The sequence below is a fragment of the Leucobacter sp. PH1c genome, assembly GCF_000633415.1.
Classification (GTDB): domain Bacteria; phylum Actinomycetota; class Actinomycetes; order Actinomycetales; family Microbacteriaceae; genus Leucobacter.
Genome location: NZ_AYMV01000028.1, coordinates 12857 through 24761, shown reverse-complemented (window position 1 = coordinate 24761; position 11905 = coordinate 12857). Strand labels below are relative to the sequence as shown.

Sequence of the window (11905 nt, the reverse complement as noted above, 5' to 3'; positions counted from 1 at the left end):
GCTGGCAGGGGCCCGCCCGCGCGAACGGGGCTCCCCGCGCGCGAACGGGCCCCGCCCGCTACTTCACGTCGCCCGCGGCGGAGGCCTTCTGCGAGAAGTAGACCGGGATGAGGGAGAGCAGGATCATGATCGTCGCCACGACGTTCACCTGGTTCACCTCGTTCGGGCGGGCCATCTGGTTCATGATCCAGAGCGGCAGCGTCTCGACGCCGGGCGGCGCCGTGAAGATCGTCACCACGATCTCGTCGAAGGAGAGCGCGAAGGCGAGCAGGCCGCCCGCGATGAACGAGCTGCGGAACTGCGGGAAGGTGACGAGCCGGAACGTCTGCCCGATGCCCGCGCCGAGGTCCATCGACGCTTCCTCGAGGTTCGGGTTCATGCGGCGGAGCCGGGCGATCACGTTGTTGAACACCATGACCACGCAGAACGTGGCGTGCGCGATGATCATGCCCCAGTAGCCCACGTGGATGCCCATGGGCTTCAGCACCTGGTGGAACGTGTTCGAGAGCGCCACACCCGTGACGATGCCCGGGAGCGTGATCGGCAGCACGATCAGGAGGTTGACGGTCTGCTGGCCGAAGAACCTGAAGCGCTGCAGCGCGAACGCGGCGAGCGTGCCGAGCACGAGGGCGATCGCGGTGGCGATGAGCGCCACGACGACGGAGTTCAGGAGGGCCGCGTGCACGGCCGGGTTGACGAGCGCCTTCTCCCACCACTCGAGCGAGAACCCGGGGATGGGCCAGCCCGCGACGCGGCCGGAGTTGAAGGAGTTCATCACGATGACGAACAGGGGGATGTACATGAAGCCCAGCGCGATGAGCGTGACGAGGGCGAGCGCGATCTTGGTGCCGCGATTCAGTCGAAGCATGGGGGTCTCCTAGCGAAGCCGGCTCGGGCTACAGGTTGTTCAGCGCGCCCGTGCGGCGCACGGCGGTGAGGTAGATGACGACGAGGAGGATCGGCACGACCGAGAACGCGGCCGCGAGCGGCGGGTTCAGGTTGATGTTCTGCGCGATGATGCTGCCGATCATCTGGGTGGAGCCGCCGACGTACATCGCGGAGATGTAGTCGCCGAGGCTCAGCGAGAACGTGAAGATCGATCCGGCGATGAGCGAGGGCAGTAGCAGCGGGGCGACGACCGTGCGAATGGTGCGCGCGCCGCTCGCGCCGAGGTCGGAGGACGCGTCGAAGAGGTTCGCGGGGATCTGGGAGACCGCGGCGTACACCGGGATCGCCATGTAGGGGAACCAGAGGTACACGAGCGTGAGGATCACGGTGAGGACGCCGAAGCCGGGGCCCTCGATGCCGAGCGGCGAGAGCGCCCAGTTGAAGAAGCCCGAGTCGGTCCACACGAGGCGCATCGCGATGATCTTGACGAGGTAACCGGCCCACAGGGGCAGCGTGATCAGCACCGCGAGCGCGGCGCGCAGCTTCGGCCCGGCCACCTTGGCCATGAAAACGGCGAGCGGGATCGAGACGAGCGCGCAGATGGCGGTCACGGCGAGCGCGATGCCGAGCGTGCGCAGCGCCGTCGACAGGTAGGCGGGCACCGTGACGATCTGCTGGAAGTTGTCGAGCGTGAAGCCCGGCTTCACGCGGGAGGTGAAGGGATCCGTCGTCCAGAACGCCGTGATGAGCAGCAGCGCGAGGGACAGGATGTAGACGCCCACGAGCCAGGTCATCGGCAGCGCGAGGAGCGATGCGAGTCGCGCGCGCGGGTGCCGGGCGAGCGCGGTGGAGAGGGGCTTGGGGCGGCGTTCGAGAACGGTCTGGGTGCTCACGGTGCTTCCTCGCTGCGAGAGACGGTCGGGGAGGGGTGCGCGGCGGTGCGCGGGGTGCGCGGTGACGCGCGGGAGGGGCGATGGTGCGGGGCCCGCGGGCCCCGCACCATCGCGGATCGGGGTGCTAGCCCTTCACCGTGGCCCAGGCGTTCGTCCAGTCCTGGTAGTTCGTGCACTGCACGTCGGTGCGGCCGTCGAGGCACTGGTCGATCGGGGTGGTCCAGAACCACACCTGCTTGTAGTAGTCCTCATCGGTGGCGTTGAAGTAGTCGCAGTGCGCCTTCGCCTCGTCGTTCAGCTCGCAGAACGCGCCGTTCGCGGGGCCCATGCCGAAGTTCATGGCGATCGCGCCGTTCACCTCGGGAGCGGACGTGTAATCCATCCACGCGTACGCGCAGTTCGGGTTCTTCGCCTCGGTGGCGAGCATCCACGCGTCCGACCAGCCGGTCGCGCCCTCCTGCGGGAGCACGCTCTTGAACTTGTCGTCCTGGGTGGCCTTGCGCAGCACCTCCCACGAGGTACCGACGACCGAGTTGCCGCCCGTGAACGAGGTCACGTTCGTCGCGGGGGACCAGTACTCGGAGACCATCGCGTTCTGCTGCTTGAGCAGATCGGTCGCCGCGGCGAGCTGCTCGTCGTCGAGGGCGTAGGGGTTCGTGATCCCGAGATCCGGCTGGTGCTCCATGAGGTAGATCGCGGCGTCGGCGATGTAGATCGGGCTGTCGTAGGCGGCGATCTTGCCGGCGTAGGGGCTGTCCTTCTCCCACACGACGTCCCAGCTGTCGGGGGCCTCGGTGACGACCTCGCTGTTGTACTCGAGGATGTTCGCGCCGCGGCCGATCGGGATGCCGTAGACGTTGCCGTTCAGCGTGTCGTACAGCTGCCCCTTCATGCCCTCGACGATGTCGTCGCCGAAGTTGGGGATCAGCTCCGTGTTGAGCGGCTGCACGTTGCCGTCGACGATGAGGCGGAGGCTCGCGTCGCCCGATGCGGAGACGAGGTCGTACTCGCCCGTGCGCATGAGCTGCACCATCTCGTCGCTCGTCGCGGCCACCTTGCGGTTCACCACGCAGCCGGTGTCGGCGGTGAACTGATCGGCCCACGCGGGCTCGACGAAGCCGGACCAGGCGACGATGTTCACCTCCTTCTCCGTGCTGCCGAGCTTGTCCATCGCGGGGATCTCGGGGACGTCGATCGAGATCTCGCCGGGGGTGGCGTCGCCGCCGCTCGTCGACGAGCAGCCGGCCAGGGCCAGGCCGACCGCGGCGACGAGCGCCGCGGGTGCGAGCAGTTTCTTGTTCATCGGAACTCCTTTGTTGTGCGATTCGGTGGAAGGGGCCGGGCGCCGCAGGGCCTGGGCCGCGGGGCGCCCGGGGGTCAGGCTGCCGCGGGCGCCGCGACGCGTGCGCTCGGCACGGGCACGGCGTGGTCGCGCTGGAAGCGGAGGCTCACGGCGTCGCCGCGGACGATGCTCGGGGTGAGGTGCGGGGTCTGCGAGTTCTGCTTCTCGGCGATGAAGCGCAGGCCGCCTGCGGTCTCGACGAGGTAGCGGGTGTGCGCGCCCGCGTAGACGGCCTCGACCACGCTGCCGGGCAGCGCGATCGCGCCGGCCTCGACGGGGGCGGTCGGATCGGCGAGCTGCACCCGCTCGGGGCGCACGCTGTGCGCATCGGCGCTGCCGAGGATGCGCTGCGCGTCGGCGCCGCTCAGGAAGTTCGTGATCCCGAGGAAGCGCGCCACGAACTCGGTCTGCGGGAACTCGTAGACCTCGCGCGGGCTGCCGACCTGCTCGATCTTGCCGCCGTTGAACACCGCGACGCGGTCGGAGAGCGTGAGCGCCTCCTCCTGGTCGTGGGTGACGAACACGAAGGTGATGCCGACCTCGCGCTGGATCTGCTTCAGCTCGAACTGCATCTGCTCGCGCAGCTGCTTGTCGAGCGCGCCGAGCGGCTCGTCGAGGAGCAGCACCTTCGGGCGCAGGATCAGCGCCCGCGCGAGGGCGATGCGCTGGCGCTGACCGCCCGAGAGCTGCGAGGGGCGGCGCTCGGCGAGGTGGCTGAGCTGCACCTGCTCGAGCGCCTCGCCCACGCGGGCGGTCCGCTCGGCCTTCGCGACGCCGCGGACTTTCAGCCCGTAGGCGACGTTCTCGGCGATCGTCAGGTGGGGGAAGAGCGCGTAGTCCTGGAAGACGGTGTTGACCTCGCGGTCGAACGGCGCCGACTTCGTGACGTCTGCGCCGTGGAGCAGGATCCGGCCGGCCGAGGGTTCCTCGAAGCCCGCGATCATCCGGAGCACGGTCGTCTTGCCCGAGCCCGAGGGGCCGAGCATCGAGAAGAACTCGCCCGCGCGGATGTCGATGTCGAGCTCGTTCACCGCGACGAGATCGCCGAACTGCTTGCGCACGCCCTGGACGGATACCGCGATGTCTGCGCCGTCGGCGTGGGGGGTGGGGTGGGGCATGGTGCGCTGCTCCTCAACGTCGTTGTCGAACCAATGCCATGAACCATAACATATGGGTTTATAGGTTAAAAACATCCGGCGAACGCGGAAGATCACGATTCGATGACGGAGCGGCACAGGCATTCCTCACAATCCGCGTGACAGACTCGACGGAAGCCCGACCCCGACCGATGGAGGAGACACGTGAGCGGACCGCTGGTGGACTCGCCGCCGAGTCGCCTCCGCACCGCGGCGTTCGCTCCGATCGGCGAGGAGGGGCGCACCGAGCTCGTCGAGTCGCGCATCGTCCAGGCCATCTCCGTCGGCGCCTTCACCGAGGGGGAGCGGCTGCCGAGCGAGACCGAGCTGTCGGCCCTCCTCGGCGTCGCCGTCGTGACCGTGCGCGAGGCGCTCGGCACGCTGCGGCACCGCGGGCTCATCGAGACGCGGCGCGGCCGCAACGGCGGCAGCTTCGTGCGGCCCAGCCACCGCGCGGTCGAAGAGGTGAACGCGCACGCGCTCATGGCGCTCCCGCGCGTCGCCCTCGCCGACCTCGGCGTCCACTACGAGGTCATCGCGGCGGCCTGCGCCGAGTACGCCTGCCAGCGCGCCACCGCGGAGGAGCTCGGCGTCGTCGCGCGGATCCTCGACGACGCGCGCGAGCTCGACCGCGCGGCGTGGCGGCGGCGCATCACCGAGGCCCAGCTCGAACTCGCGGCGCTCAGCCAGTCCGTGCGGCTCACCAACGAGCACGTGCGCGTGCAGACCGAGTTCACCCCGCTGCTCGCGCTCCAGGACCTCGATCACGACGCGCGCATGGCGACGCACGACGGGCTCGTCGCGCAGATCGTTGCGACCCAGGCGGGCGACGTCGCGGCGGCCCGCGGCGCCGTGCGCGACGCCGTGCGCGCCTCGGTGCGCTGGCTCGTGTCCTTCCGCGCGGATCTCCTCGCGCGTCCCCGCACCGACGAGGTTCATGACACACTAGAAGCTCGCAGCCGCGGGGAGTGACATCGCGGAGGCCTCATCGGAGAGGGGGACGACGTGCATCAGCGGGTGGCACACGAGTTGGATCGGGCGCTCGCGCGCGTTGAGGAGTTCTTCGACGGGGTGTTCGCGCCGCTCGAAGCCTGGCTCCCGCGTCTCCACGCGCAGCTCGAGGCGCAGCTCGGCACGGGCCGGCTCACGGGCGCGCAGCTCGCCGCGCTCGTCGAGGCCGACGCGCACGCCGTGCTCGACTCCGCCGACCGGCCCGTCTACGGCGCCGGCTACTGCGCGAGCGACGCCGTCGTCTCCGAGGGCAACCCCCTCGCCTGGTGGCAGGGCGCTGACCGCGGCCTGCTCGCCTCATCCACCTTCGGCCCCGGCCAGGCGGCGATCGACCTCGTGCGCCTCGAGTGGTACCGCGTGCCCGAGGCGACGGGCGACCGGCACATCGCCGGCCCGTTCGTCGACTACCTCTGCTCGAACGAGATCACCGTCACCTCGGCGCTCCCCGTCGTCGTGAACGCCGAGTTCGTCGGTGTGATCTGCGCGGACGTGCTCGTCTCGGCGCTCGAGGACGCGCTCCACGCAGAGCTCGACTGCGGGGTCACCCTCGTGAACGCGAGCGGGCGCGTGATCCTCTCGAGCGAGTCCGAGTGGGAGACGGGCGACCGCTACCCGGGCGTGGATCCCGAGCGCGGCGTTGCGGGTCTCGCCGCGGGGGCGCAGCTCGCCGGTTCGTCGCGCTACCCCTTCGCGCTCGTCGCGGCCCCGTAGGCGGGTCCCGGCCCGGGGGCGGGCCGCCGGCGCCGTCGGCTAGAGCAGGTGCCCGCCGCCCGAGACCTTCATGCGGTTGACCAGGTTCTTCACGTCCTGAGCCCGGCGCTTCGATGTAACGAGCAGCACATCGGCGGTGTCGACCACGACCACGTCCTCCACGCCCACGAGGGCGACGAGCCGATCGCTCTCGGACACCACGATCCCGCTCGACGCGTCGGAGAGCACCTGCGCGCCGTCGCCGAGCACGGCGAGGTCGCTGCCCCGCCCGCGGGTGAGGAGGTTCGCGACGGAGGCGAAGTCGCCCACGTCGTCCCAGTCGAAGTGCGCGGCGACGCACACCATCTTCCCGGCGGCGGCCGCGGGCTCGGCGACCGTGTAGTCGATCGCGATCTTGGGCAGCGACGGCCACAGGCGCTCGCGCGCGGCCGCGCCCTGCTCGGTGTCCCAGCTCGCGGCCATCTCCCGCAGCGCGCGCACGAGCTCGGGCTCGGCGAGCGCCATCTGGTCGAGCAGCACCGAGGCGCGCGCGATGAACATGCCGGCGTTCCAGAGGTAGCCGCCGTGGGCGAGGTACTCCTCGGCCTTCGCCGCGTCGGGCTTCTCGACGAACTCGGTCACCCCGTAGACGTCGAAGGGCGCGAGGTCGCCGCGCGCCGCGCCGCAGGAGATGTAGCCGAAGCCCGTCGCCGGGTGCGAGGGGTGGATGCCGATCGTGGCGATGTAGCCCTGGTCGGCGGCCTGCACCGCCGTCGTCACGGCGCGCTGGAAGAGCACGTCGCCGCGGATCACGTGGTCGGCGGCGAAGGAGCCGAGGATCGCATCGGGATCGCGCAGCTCGAGGAGCGCCGCGGCGAGGCCGATCGCCGCGGACGAGTCCTTCGGCTCGCTCTCCGTCACGAGGTTCTCGGCGAGCAGCTCGGGCAGCTGCTCCATCACGGACTCGCGGTGGGAGTTGCCCGTGACGACCATCACGCGCTCCGGGGGAGCGATCGGCGCGAGGCGGTCCCAGGTAGCTCGCAGGAGCGAATCGCCCGAACCTGTGAGATCGAGGAGGAACTTCGGGGCGTTCGCGCGCGAGAGCGGCCAGAGCCGGGATCCCACGCCACCAGCGGGAATCACGCAGGTGAGCCGGTCGATGGCGGGGCGGGGCGCGGGTGCGTCGGTCATGGCCTCCAGACTACCCGGGCGGGCTGAGCCGGGTCTCGGGGGCCGATGCCGAGCCGGGCCGCGAATGGTGTCATAATGGGGACGCAGTGGATTCTCAGCCGTGCACGCTTCCGGGAGCGCCTGGAATGCGATATTCGAGCTCGAGACCGCACCGTCAGCTGCCGGGGAATACCCGACAAAGCAGGACCAAGGAGGAAGCCCGTGTCAGCCCAAACGGCAGAGGCCGCGCCCGCGGTAAAGCAGAAGAGCCGCCCGGGCGGCACGCTCTACCGCGGCAATGAGGGAATGTGGTCGTGGGTGCTGCACCGCATCACCGGTGTCGCCATCTTCTTCTTCCTGCTGGTGCACGTGCTCGACACGGCACTCATCCGCGTGAGCCCCGAGGCGTACAACGCCGTCATGGGCACCTACAAGACCCCGATCATGGGGCTCGGCGAGGCCGCGCTCGTCGCCGCCATCGTCTTCCACGCGTACAACGGCATTCGCATCATCCTCGTCGACTACTGGCGCAAGGGCGCGCAGTACCAGCGCGTGATGTTCTGGATCGTCATCGGCCTCTGGGCCGTGACGATGGCAGGCTTCCTGCCTCGCCACCTGATGAACGTTTTCGGTCACTAAGCGAGGAGTAGAGACATGACGATGACGATTGATGCTCCGCGCTCGCAGGCCCCCGCGAAGAAGCGCACCAACTGGGAGAAGTGGGGCTGGATCTACATGCGCGTCTCCGGCGTGCTGCTCCTCGTGCTCGTGTTCGGCCACCTGGCCTCGAACCTCCTCCTCACCGAGGGCGGCGTGCACGCCATCAACTTCGGGTTCGTCGCGGGCAAGCTCGCGAGCCCGTTCTGGCAGATCTGGGACACGCTGCTGCTGTGGCTCGCGCTCATCCACGGCGCGAACGGCATGCGCACCATCGTGAACGACTACGTGACCCGCCCCGGGCTCGCGAAGGCGTTCAAGGTCGCCCTCTTCCTGTCGGCCGCGCTGCTCATCCTGCTCGGCACCTTCGTGATCTACACGCTCGATCCCTGCCCCGCGGGCGCGGATCCGGCGCTGGTCGCGTCCTTCTGCAAGGCATAACCGGGTCTCCGGCACAGGTTTTCTGAAACGAGAATAGGAATCACGTGACTACAGATACCCACCAGGGCGAAGAAGTTACCGTCAAGGACGGCGTCACCTACCACCAGTTCGACGTCGTCATCGTCGGCGCCGGTGGCGCGGGCATGCGCGCCGCGATCGAGGCGGGTCCGAAGGCCAAGACCGCGGTCATCACGAAGCTGTACCCCACCCGTTCGCACACCGGTGCGGCGCAGGGCGGCATGGCCGCGGCGCTCGCCAACGTCGAGGACGACAACTGGGAGTGGCACACCTTCGACACCGTCAAGGGCGGCGACTACCTCGTCGACCAGGACGCGGCTGAGATCCTCGCGAAGGAGGCCATCGACGCGGTCATCGACCTCGAGAACATGGGCCTCCCCTTCAACCGCACGCCCGAGGGCAAGATCGATCAGCGCCGCTTCGGCGGGCACACGCGCGATCACGGCAAGGCCGCGGTGCGCCGCGCCTGCTACGCGGCCGACCGCACGGGCCACATGATCCTGCAGACGCTGTTCCAGAACTGCGTGAAGCTCGGCGTCAACTTCTTCAACGAGTACTACGTGCTCGACCTCGTCATGACCGAGGTCGACGGCGTGAAGAAGCCCTCCGGCGTCGTGGCGTACGAGCTCGCGACGGGCGCGCTCCACGTCTTCCAGGCGAAGTCGATCGTCTTCGCGACGGGCGGCTTCGGCAAGGTCTTCAAGACCACGTCGAACGCGCACACCCTCACGGGCGACGGCGTCGGCATCGTCTGGCGCAAGGGCCTGCCGCTCGAGGACATCGAGTTCTACCAGTTCCACCCGACCGGCCTCGCCGGCCTCGGCATCCTCCTCACCGAGGGTGCGCGCGGTGAGGGCGCGATCCTCCGCAACGCCTCGGGCGAGCGCTTCATGGAGCGCTACGCGCCCACGATCAAGGACCTCGCGCCCCGCGACATCGTCGCCCGCTCGATGGTGCAGGAGGTGCTCGACGGCCGCGGCGCCGGCCCGCACAAGGACTACGTCTACCTCGACTGCACCCACCTGGGCGCCGAGGTGCTCGAGACGAAGCTTCCCGACATCACCGAGTTCGCGCGCACGTACCTCGGCGTCGACCCGGTGACCGAGCCCGTGCCGGTGTTCCCCACCGCGCACTACGCGATGGGCGGCATCCCGACGAACAACGACGCGCAGGTCCTCTCGGACAACACCACCGTCGTTCCCGGCCTCTACGCCGCCGGCGAGTGCGCCTGCGTCTCGGTGCACGGCTCGAACCGCCTCGGCACCAACTCGCTGCTCGACATCAACGTGTTCGGCAAGCGCTCGGGCAACCACGCAGCCGACTACGCGCAGACGGTGGACTTCACCCCGCTGCCCGAGGATCCCGCCGCCTTCGTGCGCGACATGGTCGAGGGCTTCCGGAACGGCACGGGCACCGAGCGCGTCGCGGACATCCGCAAGGAGCTCCAGGAGGCCATGGACCGCGGCGCCCAGGTGTTCCGCACCGAGGAGTCGCTCACCGAGGTGCTCGGCGTGATCCACGGGCTGCGCCTGCGCTACCAGAACGTCGGCGTGCAGGATCGCGGCCAGCGCTACAACACGGACCTGCTCGAGGCCATCGAGCTCGGCTTCCTGCTCGACCTCGCCGAGGTGCTCGTCTTCGCCGCGCGCAACCGCAAGGAGAGCCGTGGCGGCCACATGCGCGACGACTACCCGAAGCGCGACGATGAGAACTACATGCAGCACACGATGGCGTACCTCACGGGCGACCCGCACTCGGCGAACCCCGAGGACCACATCCGCCTGGATTGGAAGCCCGTCGTCATGACGAAGAACGAGCAGGGCGAACTGCGGTACCCGCCGCTGGAGAGGAAGTACTAGGCCATGAGCACCGTTACCACCGAGGCTCCCGCACAGGTCGAGGAAGCCCCCAAGCCGTTCACCGTCACCCTGCTGGTGCGCCGCTACCTGCCCGAGTCCGGGCGCGAGGCGTACTGGGAGGACTTCGACGTCGAGATGTACCCGACGGATCGAATCCTCGACGCGCTGCACCGCATCAAGTGGGATCAGGACGGCTCGCTGTCCTTCCGCCGCTCGTGCGCGCACGGCATCTGCGGTTCGGATGCGATGCGCATCAACGGCCGCAACCGCCTCGCCTGCAAGACGCTGATCAAGGACCTCGACATCTCGAAGCCGATCTACGTCGAGGCGATCAAGGGCCTGCCGCTCGAGAAGGACCTCATCGTCGACATGGAGCCGTTCTTCGCGGCCTACCGGGAGGTGCAGCCCTTCCTCGTGTCGAGCTCGGCCCCCGAGGGCGGCAAGGAGCGCATCCAGTCGATCGAGGACCGCGAGCGCTTCGACGACACCACCAAGTGCATCCTGTGCGCGGCCTGCACCACCTCGTGCCCCGTGTTCTGGACCGACGGTCAGTACTTCGGCCCGGCGGCCATCGTCAACGCGCACCGCTTCATCTTCGACTCGCGCGATGACAACGCCCAGGTCCGCCTTGACGTGCTGAACGACACCGAGGGCGTGTGGCGCTGCCGCACCACCTTCAACTGCACCGACGCCTGCCCCCGCGGCATCCAGGTGACCAAGGCCATCGCCGAGGTCAAGGCCGCGATCCGCACCGGCAAGACCTCCTAGCGACCCGGGGGCTCCGCCCCCGCTAGCATGGCTTCATGACGACGCCCCGTGACGCTTCCCCGGCACCCGCCGCGGAGACGTCCGGGGCGTCGCGCGTCTCCGCGGTCGTGCAGCAAGGCATGACCCTGTGGCAGCGTGCGCAGCGGCTCCGCCCCGTGCGCACCTTCTCGCACTTCACGAACGTGGGCGGCAGCGTGCTCTCGGGCGGCATGAGCTACCAGGCGCTCTTCGCGGTCTTCGCGGGGCTGTGGCTCGGCTTCGGCATCTTCGGCATCATGCTCGGCTCACGCCCCGAGCTCGTCGAGACGCTCGTCGCGCAGCTCAACGTCTTCGTTCCTGGCCTCGTGGGCTACGGCTCCGGCTATGCCGTGAACGTCTCCACGCTGCTCGCGAGCCGCACCTTCAACTGGGGGAGCATCGTTGCCGGTGCGGCGCTCGTCTGGGTCGCGCTCAACTGGTTCACGGGGACGCGGCGCTCGATCCGGATCATCTTCGGGCTCGAGGTCAAGGAGTACCGGAACGCGTTGCTGCTCAAGCTGCGCGACTTCGCGCTCGCGGTCGGCTTCTTCCTCGCGATCCTCGTCTCGGCGGGCCTCACGCTGCTGAGCTCGGGGATCGCCGACTGGCTCGTCGGCCTGCTGAGCGCGGACGCCGACGGCTGGTTCTTCGGCTGGGTGGGCACGGTCGTCCGCTACGGCGCCATGTTCGTGTTCGACGTGCTCGTGCTCATCGCCATGCACCGGCTGCTCGCCGAGGTGCGCGTGCCCCGCTGGGCGCTTATCTCGGGGTGCGCGCTCGGCGGGGCCGCCCTGCTCGGGCTGAAGATCCTCGGCTCCGCCGCGCTCGGCGGCGCGACGAGCAACCCGCTCCTCGCGACCTTCGCGGTGTTCGTGGGTCTGCTGCTCTGGTTCAACTTCATCTGCCGCGCGCTCCTTCTCACCTCGGCGTGGATCGCGACGGGGCAGGATCCCGAGCTCGGCCTCCCCGAGGCTCCGGCGCCGCACGAGGCCTGAGCGGCGGATCCGCCGCCCC

12 protein-coding genes are annotated in these 11905 nt (G+C 69.4%); 7 read left to right on the top strand and 5 right to left on the bottom strand.

What is annotated here, in order from left to right:
- Positions 1 to 58: 58 nt before the first annotated feature.
- The 4 genes from U874_RS0109840 to U874_RS0109825 form a co-directional block, all read right to left on the bottom strand.
- A complete protein-coding gene (locus U874_RS0109840) occupies positions 59 to 868 on the bottom strand; it encodes an ABC transporter permease (protein ID WP_025134372.1) in 810 nt (269 codons plus the stop codon).
- A gap of 28 nt (positions 869 to 896) precedes the next feature.
- Positions 897 to 1781 (bottom strand): ABC transporter permease, encoded by an 885-nt coding sequence (locus tag U874_RS0109835; RefSeq protein WP_025134371.1) that lies wholly within the window; start codon positions 1779 to 1781, stop codon positions 897 to 899.
- Between the two features lie 124 nt (positions 1782 to 1905).
- Positions 1906 to 3084, bottom strand: coding sequence for an ABC transporter substrate-binding protein (locus U874_RS0109830; protein ID WP_025134370.1), 1179 nt, complete (start codon positions 3082 to 3084; stop codon positions 1906 to 1908).
- A gap of 74 nt (positions 3085 to 3158) precedes the next feature.
- On the bottom strand, positions 3159 to 4241 hold the full coding sequence (locus tag U874_RS0109825; protein WP_025134369.1) for an ABC transporter ATP-binding protein: 1083 nt from the start codon (positions 4239 to 4241) through the stop codon (positions 3159 to 3161).
- Between the two features lie 183 nt (positions 4242 to 4424).
- Between U874_RS0109825 and U874_RS0109820 the strand changes: the two genes are divergently transcribed.
- Together U874_RS0109820 and U874_RS0109815 are read left to right on the top strand one after the other, a co-directional pair.
- On the top strand, positions 4425 to 5231 hold the full coding sequence (locus U874_RS0109820) for a FadR/GntR family transcriptional regulator (RefSeq protein WP_025134368.1): 807 nt from the start codon (positions 4425 to 4427) through the stop codon (positions 5229 to 5231).
- A gap of 33 nt (positions 5232 to 5264) precedes the next feature.
- Positions 5265 to 5981, top strand: coding sequence for a hypothetical protein (locus U874_RS0109815; protein ID WP_232755907.1), 717 nt, complete (start codon positions 5265 to 5267; stop codon positions 5979 to 5981).
- A gap of 39 nt (positions 5982 to 6020) precedes the next feature.
- On the opposite strand, the gene U874_RS0109810 is transcribed toward U874_RS0109815, so the two are convergent.
- The gene (locus U874_RS0109810; protein WP_025134366.1) at positions 6021 to 7151 is read right to left on the bottom strand and encodes a mannose-1-phosphate guanylyltransferase; all 1131 of its coding nucleotides are present in this window, start codon (positions 7149 to 7151) and stop codon (positions 6021 to 6023) included.
- Between the two features lie 201 nt (positions 7152 to 7352).
- Between U874_RS0109810 and sdhC the strand changes: the two genes are divergently transcribed.
- The 5 genes from sdhC to U874_RS0109785 are packed head-to-tail and all read left to right on the top strand — an operon-like array spanning position 7353 to position 11886.
- A complete protein-coding gene (gene sdhC / locus U874_RS0109805) occupies positions 7353 to 7769 on the top strand; it encodes a succinate dehydrogenase, cytochrome b556 subunit (RefSeq protein WP_081809964.1) in 417 nt (138 codons plus the stop codon).
- Between the two features lie 15 nt (positions 7770 to 7784).
- Entirely contained in the window at positions 7785 to 8228 is a 444-nt protein-coding gene (locus tag U874_RS0109800; RefSeq protein ID WP_025134364.1) for a succinate dehydrogenase hydrophobic membrane anchor subunit, read from the top strand.
- Between the two features lie 44 nt (positions 8229 to 8272).
- Positions 8273 to 10105 carry a succinate dehydrogenase flavoprotein subunit gene (gene sdhA / locus U874_RS0109795; RefSeq protein ID WP_025134363.1) on the top strand — a complete coding sequence of 611 codons (1833 nt, stop codon included), beginning with the start codon at positions 8273 to 8275 and terminating at the stop codon, positions 10103 to 10105.
- Positions 10106 to 10108: 3 nt separating this feature from the next.
- Positions 10109 to 10873, top strand: a complete 765-nt coding sequence (locus U874_RS0109790) for a succinate dehydrogenase iron-sulfur subunit (protein WP_025134362.1) — start codon at positions 10109 to 10111, stop codon at positions 10871 to 10873.
- Positions 10874 to 10908: 35 nt separating this feature from the next.
- The gene (locus tag U874_RS0109785) at positions 10909 to 11886 is read left to right on the top strand and encodes a YihY/virulence factor BrkB family protein (protein WP_025134361.1); all 978 of its coding nucleotides are present in this window, start codon (positions 10909 to 10911) and stop codon (positions 11884 to 11886) included.
- Positions 11887 to 11905 lie beyond the last annotated feature (19 nt).